Raw genomic sequence first — 17,876 nt, forward strand, 5'->3', positions numbered from 1 at the left:
ATAAACTTCCTTGCTTATACAAAATTATAATTTTCTTGATCAGTGAAAATCTCTTCATGAATATGAATACCGCGCTTTTCTAGTTCATCAAAAATAATCTGTGGATTTTCGAAAGCTTCCTCAGGTGTAACAACACCAACTTTATTTACATTTCCATTTGCAATTAACTCTGTAGCGATTCCAAATGGAATACCGACGTTTCTCGTATAAGCTCTTAATTTTTCCCACCCTTCGATAGATCCATCAGATAACGGGTGTGTATGATATAATACATGTCTTTGCTTCTCATTATTTTTCATGCCTATTACTTCTACATGAAGTGCATAACCATAAACTTCTGTCTCTTGCCCTTCTTTCGATTTTAGTAGATACTTCGAAATACAATCCATAATGCCAATTACTTCACCATTTATTTCAATATGATCATTACGTAGTATGCCATAATCATATAAAGCACGTACGAGCTGCATATTTTGCTGTGGCCAAGTTCCTCTCGTCTCTATCAGTTTGACACCTTTATCTTCTAGCGCCTTTGCTAACGTAATCGTTTCCGAATGCGGGATAATATACTGCGTCGTTTTACCGTAAGGCGCTGGTAATTCAATCTCTCTTGGTCGCGCAAACGGAGGTACTTGCTTAAACTCACCATCTTCATACACTGTACGAGATGGTAAATGTGGATCATATTCATATGTCGTTGTTTCTGTAATTGATGCAGAAAAAGCAATTGGACGATACGAACCGTGACTTACCCGAACAGACTCTACACAATCTAGCTGATTTGCTGCATGCATTGCCATCATTTGCGTTACACCTGGCGTCATGCCAAACCCCGGCAAACATGTTTTTCCATTTTGAACAAATATAGAATGCGAATCATTTTCTTCCCCAAATCCATTCAAATTCACACCGTGACAACCTGCTTCCGCAATACATCGAGTAGACAATCCATTTAGCTTTATCGTCGTACCGTCCATTACAATGTCATAACCTTTCATTTTTGCAACTGTATCCTCGTGATTCGTAACATCTACTTTTACAAAATCAACACGAGGATCGTTGAGCCATTCTACTACTTTAAGCCCCTCTTCTTCGTTAAAATCGGCTACTGTAATCGTCTCAAAAGATGAAAATTGAACTAAATCCAAAATTGCTTCCCGACAAATTTTACCTGCTCCACCTAAGCAAAATACTTTCACGCTATAACAACCCCTTTAGCGATACTATCAACTAAACGATTTATATCTTCCTCATGTACATCACCGATATTTCCAATGCGGAACGTATCTACTTTCGAAATTTTCCCTGGGTAAATAACAAATCCATAACGTTTTAACTCGTTATATAACTGTTGAAACTCAAAGTTCTCTTCTGGATAAATGAAAGATGTAATAATTGGAGATTGATATTCTTCATCTACTAGTGACTGAAATCCGATTTCTTCCATTCTATTCACTAATAACTTTTGATTGCTATAATATCGATTATAACGAGCCCTTACTCCGCCTTCTTTTTCTAGTTCAAGTAGCGCTTGATAAAAAGCGTGTACAACATGTGTAGGTGAAGTAAAACGCCATTTCCCATTTTGCTTCTCCATCGTTTCCCATTGATCATATAAATCAAGAGATAAAGAACGGGCTTGCCCTTTACACTTCAGTAATTCATCACGCTTTGCGATTACAAATCCGAATCCTGGAACACCTTGAATACACTTATTCGCACTACTAATTAAAAAATCAATTTGTAAATCAGCACTATCTATTTCAACCCCGCCGAAACTACTCATTGCATCAACAATTGTAACCTTTTCGTACTGCTTTCCTAATTTACACACATCTACAATTGGATTTATAATACCTGTTGTTGTTTCACAATGAACAACTGCAATATGAGTAATCTCTTTATCTTCTTGCAATAACCTTTCTACTTCTACAATATTAGTAGGTTCCCACTCTGCTGTTTCACTGACCACCACATCTATATGTAACATCTCTGCCATTCGCACAATTCGCTTACCGTAAGCACCATTTGTACAAACGAGAAGCTTTCCGTCTGTAGGAATAACAGAACCCATCACTGCTTCAACTGAAAACGTACCGCTTCCTTGCATTAAAACCGTTGTATATTTCTCTTCTTCCTTCGTTGCTAACGATACAAGTTTAGTTCTTACCTCTTGCACCATTGTGTTATATTCAACATCCCATGTACACCAATCGTATAGCATAACTTCTTTTACCGTTTTTGTTGTCGTTAATGGTCCTGGTGTTAATAATAAGTAGTGATTTTCATTCATGATCCTATGCCCCTTTTATGAAATAATAAATTCTTGTTTCTCGATCTGTTTAATTACGTTTTCGAGTCCCTGCATCGTTTCAATCGTAAAATGAGCCCCGTTTTCAACGAAACGTTTTCGAACTACTTCCATTTTTTCACGAAGTTCTACCGGATCCATAGTTTCAGCTGCCCACTCGCTTAAACCAAGCTCACTACTACCAAGAATTACGCCAACAGTCCACATCCCAGCATTTCTACCCTCTTTCATATCTGACACTGTGTCCCCGACTTTTATCATACGATTCATCGGATACACACCAAGTTCCATCGCATTTTTATAACACATCCATGGATATGGACGGCCTGCTGGAACATCATCTGGCGTCACAAAAAAATCAGGTTTATACCCTTGTAGTGCTGCTTCTTTTGCAACAATATCCATCATTTCTCTCGTATAGCCCGTTGTCGAGCCAATTTTAATGCCTCTTTTACGTAATGAAGCAATCACTTCTTTCACCCCATCAATTGGATCAGCATAACTTGGCAAAATAGTAAAGAGTATTTCTTCAAATTCTTCATACATCTCATGAATGTCTGCTTCTGTCGGTAATTGTCCAAAAACACGCGCCCACTCATTTGCAATACGAGGCATTTCTGTTAGTGCCCTTACATGATCGATTTTTAATAATCCCATCGGTTTACGTGCTTCTTCATCTGTAATTTTAACACCACGTTTACGAAAAATTTTTATGAATACTTCCAGTGGTGCAAAACATCCGTAATCAACTGTCGTACCTGCCCAATCAAAAATAACTGCTTCAATTTTCATTCTATCCATCACCCTTCTTACTTAGCTTTTTTGCCATTGTGAAGTTCGGTTACGAAGTGCTTTCGTTCCCCATTCATATAAGACTCTCACTACAATATTCGTAACAACAATAAGTACACTCATTGCAGCTGCTGGTGCTACGTTTCCTGCATCATCCATATTTACAATTGATACAGCAGCTAGCTTAAAATCAGCTGAATATAAGAATACAACCGCTGAGACAGTTACCATTGAATTTACGAAATAGTACATAACCATTTCTAAAATTGCTGGTAAACACATTGGTACGGTTACTCGAAAGAATGTTTTATAAAACGGAATGCCCATCGACTGCGAAACAAGTTCAAACTCTCGATCAAGTTTCTTTAAAGCTGTCGTTGCCGTAACGAATGTTACAGAATAGAAATGAATGATATTTACTAGTACTAACACAGCGATTGTTCCATATAAAGAATGAAACGGATTCGTTACTGAAAGTCCAAAAATTTGAATTGTTGGTTGACTAAAGAAAAAGACGTATCCTAATCCAAGCACTAAGCCTGGTATCGCTAAAGGTACAATAGAGAAAAAGTAACCAGTTTTTCGGAAAAATTGTAGCTGGTCTATTTTCTCAATTGCATATGCGAACACAAATGTTAAAATCGCCCCAATCACCGCTGAAACTGCTGAGACAATTACGCTATTTTTAAATGCTTCAAGTCCATCTCCTGTTAAGCTCGAAAAATTAAAATGCTCAAATGTAAAACTCATATTATATGGCCATACTTTTACACTTGCAGCAATACCAACTGCAACGAATAAAAGAGTGATCATAAGCGTTATTACGCTACAATATACAAACGAAATAACATCTCTTTTCTTATTATTTATGATTCTGTAAGGTACTGCTTTTGAAGATAAGAGATTCGCCTGTTTCCTTTGCGTAATACGATCAACAGCAAAAGCAAAAATAGCTGGGATTAATAAAATCATTCCGACAGTTGCACCCATCGGCATATTTTGCTGTCCAATTACTTGCTTATATACGTCGGTAGCAAGCACATTATATTGTCCACCAACAATTTTTGGCGCCCCAAAATCAGTGAAACTAAGTGTAAACACAACAAACATTGCACTAATTAATCCGTACTTTACACTAGGTAAAGTAACAGTAAAAAATTGTTTTGTTTTACTTGCTCCTAACATATTAGAAGCTTCATATAAACGATAATCGGATCCTTGGAAAGCAATTAATAATATAAGAAAAGCTTGCGGAAATGTATACATAACCTCAGCCATTACAATTCCGACTGGTCCATATAAAGGCAGTTGTATACCTTCAAATAAACCAAACATTCCTTTCGTTACTAATCCTTGATTACCAAATAAATATGTAAGTGCTATACCATGCATCATCGTTGGTGCGAATAACGGTAATAACGCTACGTATTGAAAGACACGTTTCCCAAAAACATTCGTACGGGCAATCGCATAGGCGTAAGCGAACGCGAGTGTAACTGAAATAATTGTTGTAGCGCCCGAAATCCATATCGTATTTTGTAATGATTGAACTAAAGTTGGTGTTGTGAAATATTTACTGAAATTCGCAACACCAATGAAAGCTCCATCTTTATCGTAAAAGGCTTGTGTAAACAGTTGTAATAGAGGCAATACAAGTATGATAAGAAAAGAAAGAATCATACCAATAATTACGAGCCTTTGGATCCATTCCTCTTTCCCTATACTTCTCTTAATCTTTTTTTTCGTACTTTCTACCTTATAGTTTTCTAACATCTCCATCTATACAATGACCTTCTTTCCATATGACAACATATGATTTTCTGAGAAAGAAATTCGAATTGGTTTCCCTTTTCTAATAGCTGCTGCTTCTACTTCCGAGGCCAATATATCCACTACAATTTTCTCATTATAAAGGTAGGCTTTCTCCTCTACGACTCGCACTTCCGTCCGATATACAGATCCGCGAAATTCCATACTTTCCACAACTGTTTTCATACCATCCTTTTGTACAATTGATACATGTTCAGGACGAATTGCATGTTCTTCGTTATTTTTCGAAAAGAAATTAATAGAACCAATAAAATCTGCCACAAACGGATTGGCGGGTCTTTGATAAATCTCCTCTGGTGTTCCAATCTGCATTATTTCCGCATGATTCATTACAACAATTTTATCAGCCATCGTTAATGCCTCTTCTTGATCATGCGTTACCATAATCGTCGTTACTCCTATTTTTTCTTGCAAATCACGCATTTCCCTACGCAATTTTCCGCGCACTTTTGCATCTAAAGCAGATAACGGCTCATCGAGTAACAAAATATCTGGAGACAGAGCGAGCGCACGTGCAAGTGCCACTCGCTGCTGTTGTCCACCAGACATTTGAGCAGGATATTTATCTTTTACATTCAGCAAATCTACAAGTTCTAATGCGGAAAGTGCTTTCTCTTTTACTTCTGCTTTTCCATATTTTTTTGTCTTTAAGCCGTATTCGATGTTTTCAAGTGCTGTTAAATTTGGAAATAGTGCATACGATTGAAAGACCATTCCAAAGTTCCTTTTTCCAGGCGGCAATGCTGTAATATCTTTTCCATTCACAGCTATACTGCCTGTCATTGGTTCTTCTAGCCCAGCTAAAATACGAAGCAACGTCGTTTTCCCACAACCACTTGGGCCTAATAAACAAACAAATTCATTTTTTTTCACTGTAAAAGAAATATCTTTTAACGCTGTAAACGCATCAAACTTTTTTTGAATGTGTTGAATTGATAAATATTCGCTCATTTTTCTCTCTCCCACTCACTTACTTTTTCGGTTCTGCCTTTTGACCAAACTCTTTTTCCCAACGCTCTAAAATTTTGTCACGATTTTCTGCTGCCCATTTAAAATCATTCTTTTTGTATAATTTTTCTGTCACATCTTTCGGGAATCCATCTGGAAGTTTATAATCATTTTTAATTGTCGCAAATCCATTTTTCTCGAAGTATAACTTCATTACATCATCTGTAATGGCCCAGTCTAAAAATGCTTGTGCTAATTTATCATTTTTCGCATTATCTTTCTTAATCAGTGCGTTCGCTTCTACTTCCCAGCCTAATCCTTCTTTCGGCAGTACAACTTCAACCGGTGCACCTTTTTGTTTCTCTTTTAACGCACTATAAACCATTGACACACCAACTGGATATTCACCTGCTCCTGCTAATTTTGCTGGTTTTGAACCTGAATGCGTATAAGATGCCATATTCTCATGAAGTTTCTTCATGTAATCCCAGCCTTTTTCTTCACCCATGATTTGTAGCCATGCGGAAACTGTTAAAAATCCTGTTCCAGAAGAAGCGGGATGTGGCATAACAAGCGTTCCTTTATACTCTGGTTTCGTTAAATCTTCATATGATTCTGGCATCGGTAAATTTTTCTTCTTTAACTCTTCTTTATTCACTGCAATTCCCGTCATAAATGCTGTATTACCTACCCATTTTTCAGGTTTTTTATCATCTTTAAATTGCGGAAGGACACGATCTGCTCCTTTTGGAGAGTATTCTTTTAACATATCTTTTTTCTCTAAAGCTAATAGACTTGATGCAGCAGTTCCCCATACAACATCTGCTTGTGTATTTTTTCCTTCAGCTAGTAATTTCGCTGTAATAACTCCTGTTGAATCACGTACAATGTTCAACTTCACATCGGGATATTTCTTTTTAAAAGAATCAAGATAAATTGGTACAAGCTCTTCTTCAATCGCTGTATAAACAGTTAATGATCCAGATAATTTATCATCTTTCACTTTTGCTCCAGCACTTTCTTCTTTCTTTGCACCACACCCCATTAATAACGAAAATACCATTCCAGTTGCTACAGCTTTAAAGATTGTTTTTTTCACTGTCTCTCTCTCCTTTTACAAATCTTATGTACAACTCAAATATAAACAACTAGTGTAAAAGCAGTATTAAACCAACATTAATCTTTTGTTTGTTGTTTGTTTTTGTGTAATACGTTGCTACTTCTATGTTTTTTCACATTTTTCTGCTAATAGAAAACACGAAATTTACAAATAATTAAAAAAACCTTTATAATCCCACAAAAAAATGAGGCGTTTGTAAAAAACGCCTCATTTTTGTTTACCTTTTTTCGAATTACGATTTGCATATTTTGCGCTATTTTCTCCTTCATACTCTAATGCAAATTCTGCATCTGGTAAGCTTTCTTTCGGAGTTTTATTATTGTTGATTGCCGCATTTTGCTTCACTTTTCTTTTTACCAATACATTCACCTGCTCTCAAGAAATCACTTTCTACTCTAGTTTGAAGCAACCTGAAATAATTATTACTGGCAAGTGTTAACAAGTACATAAGCGACTCTAGATGGAAATACTACATAGGAACAAATTATTAAAAAAGGAGCGATTATTTTGAAGAAGAAAGAAAAAATCCAATCGCCAATTTTAGACGAAACGCTCCCGCATCAAATGAACTTCCCCTCTTTTAAAGGTACAGGAAAACAGATGCAACAACCTTTTATGAATCAATATGAAGTTGTAATTGGAGACAGTAAATATGATTCCGAGAACAGTCCGCTTAACAATTGGAGTGATGAAGTAGATCCAGCAATTATGGCTGGAGAAGCATGGATTCATCCTACAAATGATATTGGATGGATTGCAGAAGAGAATCAAGAATTGCTCCAAAACGAAGCTGATAACAAAAATGAAACTTTTATGCATCCTCAATTTGGAATAAACGACTAAAAACCATTCTACCTAACTCAGGTAGAATGGTTCCATACTATCCAATAATAATTCTTTCTTTTGGATACTTATAGCGAGGTGGTTGTTCTCTTCCACCGCTAGCTAATATAAATGTTAAAATACCAACACGTCCAATAAACATAAGTACAATGAGTACAAGTTTACCAACAGTTGTTAAATCTGGCGTAATACCTGTTGATAGTCCCGTCGTCCCAAAAGCAGAACAAACTTCTACTATTAAGCTCATAAGTGGTACATTTTCTGTAATAGATAAAATAAATAGCGCTGAGGCACATAATAAAATCCCCATCGTCATAACAACAGATGCTTTCAGTACATCTTCTTCATGTATCTGACGTTTGAAGACTCGGACTGTTCTCCCGCCCCTAGCAAATGTATATAAAGATAATATATTAACAGCAAATGTTGTTGTACGGATCCCGCCCCCAACCGAACTTGGAGATGCTCCTATAAACATCAATATACTCATAAATAAAAGCGTCGGTTGTGACAATTCACGTATATCCATCGTAGCGAGTCCACCGCTTCGCGTCGTCACAGATTGGAATAATGTATAAAATATCGTTTCATGCCATGACTTTCCTGCTAAAAAATGATTTCGTTCTAATAGAAAAATCATAATTGTTCCAACGACAACGAGTGCAAAAAATGTCGTTGTCGTTAATTTCGTAAATAAGGAGAAACGAAATAGTTGCTGTCTTCTCTTACTAAGGAATTGCTTCACTTCCATTAACACGGGGAAGCCGATAGCTCCTAAAATAATAAGTAACATATGAATCATTTGAACAATATAATCCTTTTTGTACGGAATCAGTGATTGTCCAGTTAAATCAAATCCTCCGTTCGTAGTTGCACTAACAGCAGCAAAGAAACCGTGAAAATAAGCTTCTTGCCAAGTCGGGAAGTAAAGTAGAAATCTTGTCCCCAACAGTATTGCTCCAATGAGCTCTATCGAAATAATTACAATTAAAATAGAACGCATCAATTCTACAAGACCCGATAAATTCCCTTGATTATGGTCTGCCATAATTAATCTTCTTCGCTGCAAACCAATCTTTTTCCCCGTTATGATCCAAACGAATGTACCAAGCGCCATAATTCCTAAGCCGCCTAATTGTAAAATTAGGGCTAGAACAATAATTCCTGCCGTAGTAAATGTATCTGGAATCGTAACAACAGACAATCCCGTAACACTTACCGCACTAACAGATGTAAATAAGGCGTCGATAAACGTCCATTTCACACCGTCCTTCGTAACAAACGGTAAACTAAGCAATATCACCGATACGACTACTGCTAATAAATAAAACAAAACAATGAGTTGTACGGGACGTAATTTTTGTAAAAACTTTTTTATATCTCTCATTCCATCACTTCGCTACCTTTTTTCTATCGATTAAATAAAGAAAAATCTTCGCTTTCTTTATTTGTAAACAACTGCTCAAATAATTTGGCAAATACCATTCCATACACAGTTCCATTTCCCCCATATGGCAGTGCGTAATATAAATTATGTATTTTTTTATCTTCTTTTAAAATAGGGAGACCATCATGACTGCCACCAAATGCTGCTGCCCAATAGTACTCTGCCTGTATATTTTTATACTGCGGGAACATTTCTTTTACAATGTTAATAAGGATATCACGCTTGTGCAATAATTTCGTATCACCGATTGTTTGAATTTGCATCGCTTCGTCTAATCCACCTATAACGATACGTTTTTCATACGTTCGCAAATACAAATAAGGCCTTGCTGTTTCCCAAATTAATGATTGCTCATGCCAGCCTTCAAAATGATCTATCTCATTTGTCGCAACTGCATAAGACGTTTCTACTGTTGTATTTTTCTCTTTTTTTCCAAATATTTCTTCATAACCTGTCGCCATAATAATACTCTTTGCTACAATTTGATTTCCTGTTTTCGTATAGCAAATTAAATCATTTTGGATTCGTTTAATATGTAGTGCCTCTGTATGTTCATAAATAGTAGCACCCATTTGTTTCGCTTTATGCAATAGACTATGCGCTAATAAATATGGGTTCACTTCTGCATCACCGCTTGTATATAACGCTGCTTGTTTTGCAAATGAATAACGTTTCTTAATATCAGACTCTGTAAAGTATTCAACTGGAAATCCATAATGGCGTAACATATTATATTCTTCTTGTAAAAATGAAATATCCTCATCTCTACTTGCATAATACAAACTATTTCGCGGAATAAAATGAGGATCAATATCGAGAGTTGGCACAACTTTCTCCATTGTTCTGAGCGCTTCATAACAAAGTCTATATGCTCGTGCCCCCTTCTCTTCGCCAAATGTATGGATAAGAGAGGTCAACGATTTATCATGAAGAAATTGTAATAAACCTGTATTGGCAGCTGTACTACCACATGCAATTGCTCTTTTTTCAATGAGCGTAACACGCATTCCAATTTTCGCTAACGCATACGCTATATGAGCGCCTGCTTCTCCACTTCCAACTACGAGCACATCACATATCATATCATTTTCTAGCGTTGGATAACAAGGTACAGAAACTCCTGTATTCCAAAACAACTTACCAGTTATAAGCTTCATAATTATACTCCTACAATGTAAATTTCTCCTTTCTATGTTTTGTAATTCCCCATAAAAAAATCCAACTAACGTGCGCTAGTTGGATTTTTTTATTTTTAATTAGAACGCTCTTCAAGCCAATTTCCAATCGTCGGATATGTTTGCTTTACAGCTGTTCCACCGTAAACGATAGACATATGTCCTGTCGGTAAACATACGTATTGTTTATCTGTGCTAGAAATATGATCAAGTAACGCTTCTACTTGACATGGCAGAGCAATATGATCACGTTTGGCGGAAATATTTAAGACATTCGCCTTAATATTTGCAAGGTCTACCTTTTGTCCGCGAATAACGAGTTCACCCTTAACCAATTTATTATTTTGATAAAAATCACGAATCCACTGTCTATATGATTCACCTGGGAATGGAATACCATCGCCAACCCACTTTTGAACTAATTTCCAACTTTCGACGAAGCGCTCATTTTCTGAACGATCAACTAAAGCAACGTATGGACCAACAAAGTTTGTAATTGGTTTTAGCATCTTGTTTCCGAAATCAATCATTTCTGGCGGAATATTTCCGAATGTATCAACCGCTTTATCTAAATTGAAATATTTTTCATCTAGTAACGGACCATATAATCCTGTTTCAGAAAAATCAAAAGGACTTGTCATGAAGATTAAATTACGAATTGGCATGTGCGGATGAAGTGCTGCATAAATAGATGTTAACGTTCCACCCATACAATAACCAAGTAAAGAAATCTCGTCCGATTTTGCAGTTCGCATTACCTTTTTCACTGCTTTCGCAATATAATCGAACACGAAATCATCAAATTTCAAATGACTATCTTCTAAACCAAACGTGCCCCAATCAAGCATATACACATCAAAACCACGATCTACTAAATATTCCACTAAACTATTTCCTGGAGTTAAATCCATAATATATGGCTTATTAATAAGAGCATATATTAATAAGATTGGAACTCTCTGTGTTTTCTCTTGTTTTGGAATATAACGATACAGCTTCGTTTTATTCTTCGTCCAAATAACCTCTTTCGGTGTTAAGCCAACTTGCGGTTCTGGTTCACGTAATAAAATTTCACTCGCTCTTTTCACACGACGGTATGCTTTTCGGTACTCTTCTGGGTACAGCTCTAATTGCTTTTCCCATTCTGTTACGAATGTAGTCATTTTCCTATCTCCTTTTCGGTCGATTTCTTTCTAAAAAAGAAGTGCATTCCTGCTATGGATATGCACTTTTTTTCTTACTTCATTACATGTATAATCCGCCGTTAATGTTTAATTGCTGACCTGTGATATACGCACCGTCACGGCATAGGTATACTACACCTTTTGCAATTTCATCAGCTTGACCAAAACGTTTTTTCGGGATTTTCGCAACGATTTTTTGACGCACTTCTTCTGGTACTTCTGCTACCATTTCAGTATCAATAAATCCTGGGCAAATTGCGTTTACAGTTACATTTGTTTTTGCAAGTTCTAATGCTAATGATTTTGTAAACCCTAGCATCCCTGCTTTTGCTGCTGAGTAGTTTGTTTGCCCAAATCCACCAGCTTGGCCAATAATAGAAGAAATGCTAATGATTCTTCCTTCTTCAGCTTCCGATATGTATGGAAGGACCGCACTTGTCGTATTGAATACACTGCTTAAGTTCACGTCAATTACGCGCTCCCAATCTTCACGATTTAACTTTTTGAATGTACGATCTCTTGTAATACCAGCGTTATTAACAAGAATATCAACTTTACCAAAATGATTCACAGCTTCTTCTACAAGTCGGTTTGCATCTTCTACTTTAGAAACATCCGCTTGAACTGCATAAACGTCATGTCCTTCTTTTCCTAATTCATTTACTAAGTTTTCAGCTGCTTCTTTGCTGCTGTTATAGTTAATAACTACTTTTGCGCCCTCTTGTGCTAATGCTACTGTAATTGCTTTTCCAATTCCTTTTGCCCCACCTGTTACGATTGCTACTTTGCCATTTAATTGAACCATTTCTTTTCCCCCTTAAATGAATTTGTGAACGATTGTTATGAATCATTTTGGTACTCATACGAATAGAGTCCATATATTAATTATGTTTCGTTGTTTATACATGAAAAAGAGATTCTCCCTCTCTCTTGTACACGTTATAAACAAACGCTTTTATCATTTTTTATTTTCTGGCTTATTCGCCGGCTTTACTTCTTCTTTTACAGGCACTTGCAGTTTAGCTAGTACCGCATTTTGCTTTTCTAGCAATTCTAAAATTTGATCAACTTTCGTTTCTAACGTGCGCATATCTTGTTTTACTTTCGTAACATCACGCTTTAATGTAGGAGCTTGTCCTAGTGAATCCATTTTCTCTTCTAGAACTTCCTCGATGTTATCTACTTTATTTTCCAAGTTAATAACAAGTGTAGCCACTCTTGCAATATCCTCTTTTGTCGGTACATTTACTTGTTCTAAATAGTTCTTTGTTGTATCATTTAATGCTTTTTGATAAAACAAATTCAAATCTAGAACGCTACCCATCCAAGCAGAATATTCTTCTGTTTTAATTGTTTCATTGAGCGCTTTTCCCCAAAATGTTTCGGTTTGTTCATAAGCATTTTTCCATGCTTGTAGTGGATCGAATTTTTGATCAATCACTTTACCTACACTCCCTTTTTCGTTTTTGAAACAATTCAACCTATTCACTATTTTCTAATATTCTGAATAAAACTTCAAGTCTATATTTTATTTTTCTTTATTTTCCAACAAATGTATTGACATTAAAAACAGATAGGTGTAAATTGCACTTATAAGCAAAAAATTCCATCTAACTGATTCATGAGGTGATGCACAATCATGCTACATAATGAACCAGAACACCCAGAAAGTTTGGAAAAAAACCAAGCGAAACAACCAAACTCCATGCCAAAAAACTTCTTAGTTCCTTTCTTACTTCTCTGTCTAAAAGACTGGAGTCTTCATGGTTACAAACTTATTCAAATGCTAATGGACATTGGCTTTTCCTCTGTTGACCAAGGTAATGTGTATAGAACACTGCGCAAATTAGAAAAAGAAAACCTTATTTCTTCTACTTGGGATACAAGCGACGGAGGGCCAGCAAAACGAATTTATTCTTTAACAGAATATGGAGAGCAATATTTAACAACATGTGCGACTTCTTTTGAACATTATCAAAATATGTTGCGGACGTTTTTCACGTTATACACCAATGCATTCTTTCCATTTTCTACTTCTCCAGAAAAGGATGAAAAGGATTCTTCATCTTCACCTGGTGGTACAGCAGAGTAATCTGCGTTCACAATATGCAAAAAAACATTTGGAGGTTCAAACAATGGAAACTAAGCCATACGAATTAGTCGATGCATTTTGGAAAAACTGGTCTCAATCTCTTTCCCTCTTCTCTTCAGCTGGGAAACAATTAGAGCAACTTACTTTAGAAACGTTAAAACAACAACAAGATGCTTTGCATAAATTAACATCAGGAGTAGATGAACTAGAAAAAGAACTGCAACAGTTCACTTCTCAGTTCAATAACCAATATACAGATTACGTAAAGCAATTAACTGGAAACTCCTTAAATGATCAAATTAACGAGTGGCAGGAAAAATGGAATGAGCTTTCTACTCAAATGCACCAACTTACTGTTTCTCCTACGAAAACATCTTTGTCTATTCTTACTCAAACTAGCGGTCAATTTGAAGAAACAACAAAACACTTTATCGAACAACAACAGTCGCAACGTGAAGAGGTTCAAAAACAGTTAGAAGTTTTTTTGGGAGAGTTCAAGTCCAAACAACTAGAACTCGCAAAGCAGTTCGAGGAAAACTCAAAAAATCTATTTACTTCCATCAAGTAAGAAAAATGTGGCACCTAACTGCAGCACAAACAAAACTCTTTCTTCCTCCTACTACATCAAGATGGCTGGCATTTTTCGATATGGAAAAGAAGGAGGACAAAATGAATCTATTTCAAGAAGCACAAACTGTTCCGGAGCTTCGTTATGATGAGATTCAAGTCGGTGATCAAGCGTCATTAACAAAACAAATTACGGATGAGGACATTATCAATTTTGCAAAATTGACTGGAGATGTAAATCCCATTCATATTTTAGATTCGTTTGCAAAAACGACAATGTTTAAAGAGCGTATTGCTCATGGCATGCTCGTTTCCAGTTTTATTTCTACCATTCTTGGAACGAAACTCCCTGGCAAAAACACGATTTATTTATCTCAAAACGTTTCATTCCGCGCTCCTGTCAAAATCGGCGATACACTTCGTGTAGTGGCAGAAGTCATAAAAAAACGGGATGATAAAAAAATCATTACATTGCAAACAAACATCTATAACCAATCTGATGATATTGTCGTGGAAGGTACAGCGACGATACTGAAAAAAGAGTAGCAAATTTGCTACTCTTTTTTCTATCCAAGAACTTCTAATCACACCGATTACTTCCGCGTATGAGTACGTCATTTCCACATAAAATAACGTTACCAGCTTAGATAAGTACTTAGCTAAACTGGACTACTCATAAGGATGTGTATCAACATGGTAAAAACAAACAAATTACTAGTTCCAGGTGCAGAACAAGCGCTTGAACAATTTAAATATGAAATTGCACAAGAATTCGGTGTTAGCTTAGGCTCTAATACAGCATCTCGTTCTAACGGTTCAGTTGGCGGTGAAGTAACAAAACGTCTTGTTGCTTTAGCTCAACAACAATTACGTGGATAATACTATAACATATGGCTTAGAGGCAGATATTCTCTGCCTCTTTCTATTTTTAACATACATAACAGTGCTTTTTCACATACTAGTAAGAGCAAACTGAAAGGAACGATATGTGACATGAAACGGATTAACATTAGCATGAGTCCTCCCCGTGTTCTTACTTTATCTTTTATTGTGTTATCAATTGTCGGCACATGCTTATTAAAACTACCTATTGCTACAACAAGGCCTATTTCATGGCTCGATGCCTTATTTACAACAGTTTCTGCTTGTACCGTTACTGGGCTTGGTGTTGTAGACACTGGAAAAGTATTTACTTTATTTGGACAGTGTGTCATTTTAACCCTGATACAAGTTGGCGGACTTGGCATTATGAGCTTTGCTGTTTTAATTGCGATTATGCTCGGCAGAAAAATCGGTCTTCAAAACCGAATTTTGTTACAACAAGCATTAAACCAAACAAATGTTGGCGGAATCATTCGTCTTGCAAAAGCTTTATTTCTATTCTCTTTTACAGTCGAATGTATCGCTACTTTGCTTCTCTCTTTCGAATGGGTGCCAAAATACGGAATTGCTAAAGGGATATATTATAGCTTTTTCCATTCGATCTCTGCCTTTAACAATGCTGGTTTTTCTGTTTGGAGCGATAATTTAATGTCCCATTCTCATAGCATTCTTGTCAACCTCGTTATTTCCTCTCTCATTATTTTAGGTGGGATTGGTTTTACAGTAATCGTAGATATAAAAAGAAAAAAGAATTTCAAAAAACTTACTTTACACTCAAAACTTATGCTCTCTTCTACTCTAATCGTCAATATTATTGCTACGGCTTTTATTTTTATTTTCGAGTTCCATAATTCACTTTCTATGAGAGGTTTTACACCATTCGAAGAAGGAATGGCTGCTTATTTTCAAGCGATCTCGACGCGCACTGCCGGATTTAATACTGTTGATATCTCTGCATTATCAAAACCCTCTCTTTTATTAATGATGCTTCTTATGTTTATCGGTGCTGGTAGTGCTTCAACTGGTGGTGGGATTAAGTTAACGACTTTTTTAATTATGTTTTTAGGCGTATTTAAATTTTTACAAGAACAAGACGATATTGTCGTGTTCAAAAAATCCATTAAAGATGCGCTCATTGTTAAATCATTAACAATTACCATTATTTCAATTTCGTTTATTTTTCTTTCAATATTAATTTTAAGTATTACTGAGCGAGTTCCGTTATTAATGAGTGCTTTCGAAGTATTTTCAGCATTTGGAACTGTTGGACTCAGCATGAACTTAACGCCACACTTATCAATTATCGGTAAAACAATTATTATCTTTATGATGTTTTTTGGAAAAATGGGTCCCCTAACATTAGCTTTTTCATTTGCACGTAAGAAAAAGCGGAAAATAAAATATCCGAGCGAAGATATTTTAACAGGTTGACAACCGTATAAATTATCCATATAATGAGAGTACAATAGCATATCTCCAAAGGGGAGTAGCGTCCAAGAATATTTCTTGGAAACAAAGTCGTCATTACGTAGAACTTAGTTCTTCCGGCTTTGTTGGCATTTTTATTACATATGTCTAGCAAGACCTTTGCCTATCAACGGCAGAGGTCTTTTTTGTTTTCACCAAATCCTTCCACCGTTGATGCGCAGGAGTATGGGGAAGCTAAACAATGGGGAATTTCTTCACTTGTTTAGTACTTAGAGAAATGAGAGGAGAATGTACATGGATGTATCATTATTATTGGAGTATGGTTGGGTATTACTCATCCTAATTGCACTAGAGGGGATTTTAGCGGCTGATAACGCGCTCGTTCTTGCAATTATGGTAAAACATTTACCAGAAGAAAAACGAAAGAAAGCACTATTTTATGGATTAGCGGGGGCATTTGTTTTCCGATTCGGATCGTTATTTATGATCTCGTTCCTAGTCGATGTATGGCAAGTGCAAGCAATTGGTGCGATTTATCTTATGTTTATCGCGGGGAATCATTTATTTAAAACGTATGTTAAAAAGAATGCACCTGAAGAAACAGAAGAAACAGAAACAGAGAAAAAACAAGAAAACTTTTGGTGGACTGTATTTAAAGTCGAAGTTGCTGATATCGCCTTCGCAGTTGATTCAATTTTAGCTGCTGTTGCATTAGCAATGACTTTACCGAAAACAGGGTTAGGTACGATTGGTAGTCTTGATACAGGTCAATTTATCGTTATCTTTACAGGTGGACTTATCGGATTAGTTATTATGCGATTTGCAGCATCTGCTTTCGTACAAATATTAAAACGTAAACCAGGACTTGAAACTGCAGCATTCTTAATTGTAGGTTGGGTTGGTGTGAAATTAGCAGTTTATACGCTAGCACACCCTGCTTTAGGTGTCCTTCCACACTCATTCCCAGAATCTACTCCATGGAAGCTTACATTCTGGGGCGTATTAGTTGGAATCGCAGTTTGCGGTTGGTTCTTCTCGAAAGAGGTAGAAGTAAAAGTAGAAAAGAATTTAGACGAAAAAGCGCTGTAATTACAGCGCTTTTTCTTTTTTTACAATTCCCTCTCTATTTTCAGAAAAAATTCCATTATACTACCTTTTGTAACCGCTTTCTTTATCTATGTATGTCCTTTTTGTGAAACATTGAACAAACTTATTGAAACTGTGAACAATTCCATGTACTTTATTCATATAAGGAGT

Annotated in this window: 19 protein-coding genes and 1 riboswitch; of the genes, 7 read left to right on the forward strand and 12 right to left on the reverse strand. The window is 36.2% G+C overall.

Translation table 11 applies throughout. The annotated features are described in order from the left end of the window. Positions 1-14: 14 nt before the first annotated feature. The 7 genes from COI75_RS07265 to COI75_RS26825 form a co-directional block, all read right to left on the reverse strand. Positions 15-1,199, reverse strand: coding sequence for a saccharopine dehydrogenase family protein (locus COI75_RS07265; protein WP_000862146.1), 1,185 nt, complete (start codon positions 1,197-1,199; stop codon positions 15-17). Further along, positions 1,196-2,293, reverse strand: a complete 1,098-nt coding sequence (gene phnW, locus COI75_RS07270) for a 2-aminoethylphosphonate--pyruvate transaminase (protein WP_001004788.1) — start codon at positions 2,291-2,293, stop codon at positions 1,196-1,198. The genes COI75_RS07265 and phnW overlap by 4 nt, the downstream gene beginning before the upstream one ends. A 15-nt stretch (positions 2,294-2,308) precedes the next feature. Further along, positions 2,309-3,103 carry a phosphonoacetaldehyde hydrolase gene (phnX, locus tag COI75_RS07275; RefSeq protein ID WP_000687358.1) on the reverse strand — a complete coding sequence of 265 codons (795 nt, stop codon included), beginning with the start codon at positions 3,101-3,103 and terminating at the stop codon, positions 2,309-2,311. Between the two features lie 21 nt (positions 3,104-3,124). Continuing rightward, complete coding sequence (locus COI75_RS07280; protein ID WP_000425529.1) at positions 3,125-4,882, reverse strand: putative 2-aminoethylphosphonate ABC transporter permease subunit; 1,758 nt, start codon at positions 4,880-4,882, stop codon at positions 3,125-3,127. Continuing rightward, the gene (locus tag COI75_RS07285; protein WP_000006165.1) at positions 4,883-5,884 is read right to left on the reverse strand and encodes an ATP-binding cassette domain-containing protein; all 1,002 of its coding nucleotides are present in this window, start codon (positions 5,882-5,884) and stop codon (positions 4,883-4,885) included. Between the two features lie 19 nt (positions 5,885-5,903). Continuing rightward, positions 5,904-6,980, reverse strand: a complete 1,077-nt coding sequence (locus COI75_RS07290) for a putative 2-aminoethylphosphonate ABC transporter substrate-binding protein (protein ID WP_000750905.1) — start codon at positions 6,978-6,980, stop codon at positions 5,904-5,906. A 228-nt stretch (positions 6,981-7,208) separates the two neighbouring features. Next, positions 7,209-7,361, reverse strand: coding sequence for a hypothetical protein (locus COI75_RS26825; RefSeq protein WP_000240799.1), 153 nt, complete (start codon positions 7,359-7,361; stop codon positions 7,209-7,211). Positions 7,362-7,508: 147 nt separating this feature from the next. On the opposite strand from COI75_RS26825, the gene COI75_RS07305 reads away from it, so the two are divergent. Then, positions 7,509-7,844 (forward strand): DUF3905 domain-containing protein, encoded by a 336-nt coding sequence (locus COI75_RS07305; protein ID WP_002095827.1) that lies wholly within the window; start codon positions 7,509-7,511, stop codon positions 7,842-7,844. Positions 7,845-7,881: 37 nt separating this feature from the next. Here the strand turns inward: COI75_RS07305 and COI75_RS07310 are convergent, their stop codons facing one another. The 5 genes from COI75_RS07310 to phaR form a co-directional block, all read right to left on the reverse strand. Beyond that, positions 7,882-9,231 carry a TrkH family potassium uptake protein gene (locus COI75_RS07310; protein ID WP_001204700.1) on the reverse strand — a complete coding sequence of 450 codons (1,350 nt, stop codon included), beginning with the start codon at positions 9,229-9,231 and terminating at the stop codon, positions 7,882-7,884. A gap of 23 nt (positions 9,232-9,254) precedes the next feature. Next, entirely contained in the window at positions 9,255-10,448 is a 1,194-nt protein-coding gene (locus COI75_RS07315; RefSeq protein WP_000767688.1) for an NAD(P)/FAD-dependent oxidoreductase, read from the reverse strand. 95 nt (positions 10,449-10,543) lie between these two features. Further along, entirely contained in the window at positions 10,544-11,629 is a 1,086-nt protein-coding gene (gene phaC / locus COI75_RS07320) for a class III poly(R)-hydroxyalkanoic acid synthase subunit PhaC (protein WP_000206837.1), read from the reverse strand. A gap of 82 nt (positions 11,630-11,711) precedes the next feature. Further along, on the reverse strand, positions 11,712-12,455 hold the full coding sequence (locus tag COI75_RS07325; protein WP_000250411.1) for an acetoacetyl-CoA reductase: 744 nt from the start codon (positions 12,453-12,455) through the stop codon (positions 11,712-11,714). A 153-nt stretch (positions 12,456-12,608) separates the two neighbouring features. Continuing rightward, positions 12,609-13,091 carry a polyhydroxyalkanoic acid synthase subunit PhaR gene (phaR, locus tag COI75_RS07330; RefSeq protein WP_000566951.1) on the reverse strand — a complete coding sequence of 161 codons (483 nt, stop codon included), beginning with the start codon at positions 13,089-13,091 and terminating at the stop codon, positions 12,609-12,611. A 198-nt stretch (positions 13,092-13,289) separates the two neighbouring features. Here phaR and phaQ point away from each other — a divergent pair, with 198 nt between their 5' ends. From phaQ to COI75_RS07360, 6 genes are all read left to right on the forward strand, one after another. Next, the gene (gene phaQ, locus COI75_RS07335; protein ID WP_000903017.1) at positions 13,290-13,742 is read left to right on the forward strand and encodes a poly-beta-hydroxybutyrate-responsive repressor; all 453 of its coding nucleotides are present in this window, start codon (positions 13,290-13,292) and stop codon (positions 13,740-13,742) included. 43 nt (positions 13,743-13,785) lie between these two features. Continuing rightward, complete coding sequence (gene phaP, locus COI75_RS07340; protein ID WP_000448587.1) at positions 13,786-14,310, forward strand: polyhydroxyalkanoic acid inclusion protein PhaP; 525 nt, start codon at positions 13,786-13,788, stop codon at positions 14,308-14,310. 101 nt (positions 14,311-14,411) lie between these two features. After that, positions 14,412-14,855: a MaoC family dehydratase gene (locus COI75_RS07345; protein ID WP_001048215.1), complete on the forward strand. Its 444-nt coding sequence runs from the start codon at positions 14,412-14,414 to the stop codon at positions 14,853-14,855. 147 nt (positions 14,856-15,002) lie between these two features. Beyond that, positions 15,003-15,188, forward strand: coding sequence for an alpha/beta-type small acid-soluble spore protein (locus COI75_RS07350; protein ID WP_000241212.1), 186 nt, complete (start codon positions 15,003-15,005; stop codon positions 15,186-15,188). 114 nt (positions 15,189-15,302) lie between these two features. Further along, on the forward strand, positions 15,303-16,622 hold the full coding sequence (locus COI75_RS07355; protein ID WP_000822348.1) for a TrkH family potassium uptake protein: 1,320 nt from the start codon (positions 15,303-15,305) through the stop codon (positions 16,620-16,622). 38 nt (positions 16,623-16,660) lie between these two features. Beyond that, positions 16,661-16,823, forward strand: a riboswitch (yybP-ykoY riboswitch). A 90-nt stretch (positions 16,824-16,913) separates the two neighbouring features. Then, positions 16,914-17,708 (forward strand): TerC family protein, encoded by a 795-nt coding sequence (locus tag COI75_RS07360; RefSeq protein ID WP_000383304.1) that lies wholly within the window; start codon positions 16,914-16,916, stop codon positions 17,706-17,708. Positions 17,709-17,876 lie beyond the last annotated feature (168 nt).

It is taken from the genome of Bacillus cereus (assembly GCF_002564555.1).
Classification (GTDB): domain Bacteria; phylum Bacillota; class Bacilli; order Bacillales; family Bacillaceae_G; genus Bacillus_A; species Bacillus_A cereus_K.

Coding starts and splice junctions, on each gene's coding strand:
- phnW (WP_001004788.1), bottom strand. CDS start 2,293: ATGAATGAAAATCACTACTTATTATTAACACCAGGACCATTAACGACA.
- phnX (WP_000687358.1), bottom strand. CDS start 3,103: ATGAAAATTGAAGCAGTTATTTTTGATTGGGCAGGTACGACAGTTGAT.
- COI75_RS07280 (WP_000425529.1), bottom strand. CDS start 4,882: ATGGAGATGTTAGAAAACTATAAGGTAGAAAGTACGAAAAAAAAGATT.
- COI75_RS07285 (WP_000006165.1), bottom strand. CDS start 5,884: ATGAGCGAATATTTATCAATTCAACACATTCAAAAAAAGTTTGATGCG.
- COI75_RS07310 (WP_001204700.1), bottom strand. CDS start 9,231: ATGAGAGATATAAAAAAGTTTTTACAAAAATTACGTCCCGTACAACTC.
- COI75_RS07315 (WP_000767688.1), bottom strand. CDS start 10,448: ATGAAGCTTATAACTGGTAAGTTGTTTTGGAATACAGGAGTTTCTGTA.
- phaC (WP_000206837.1), bottom strand. CDS start 11,629: ATGACTACATTCGTAACAGAATGGGAAAAGCAATTAGAGCTGTACCCA.
- COI75_RS07325 (WP_000250411.1), bottom strand. CDS start 12,455: ATGGTTCAATTAAATGGCAAAGTAGCAATCGTAACAGGTGGGGCAAAA.
- phaQ (WP_000903017.1), top strand. CDS start 13,290: ATGCTACATAATGAACCAGAACACCCAGAAAGTTTGGAAAAAAACCAA.
- phaP (WP_000448587.1), top strand. CDS start 13,786: ATGGAAACTAAGCCATACGAATTAGTCGATGCATTTTGGAAAAACTGG.
- COI75_RS07345 (WP_001048215.1), top strand. CDS start 14,412: ATGAATCTATTTCAAGAAGCACAAACTGTTCCGGAGCTTCGTTATGAT.
- COI75_RS07350 (WP_000241212.1), top strand. CDS start 15,003: ATGGTAAAAACAAACAAATTACTAGTTCCAGGTGCAGAACAAGCGCTT.
- COI75_RS07355 (WP_000822348.1), top strand. CDS start 15,303: ATGAAACGGATTAACATTAGCATGAGTCCTCCCCGTGTTCTTACTTTA.
- COI75_RS07360 (WP_000383304.1), top strand. CDS start 16,914: ATGGATGTATCATTATTATTGGAGTATGGTTGGGTATTACTCATCCTA.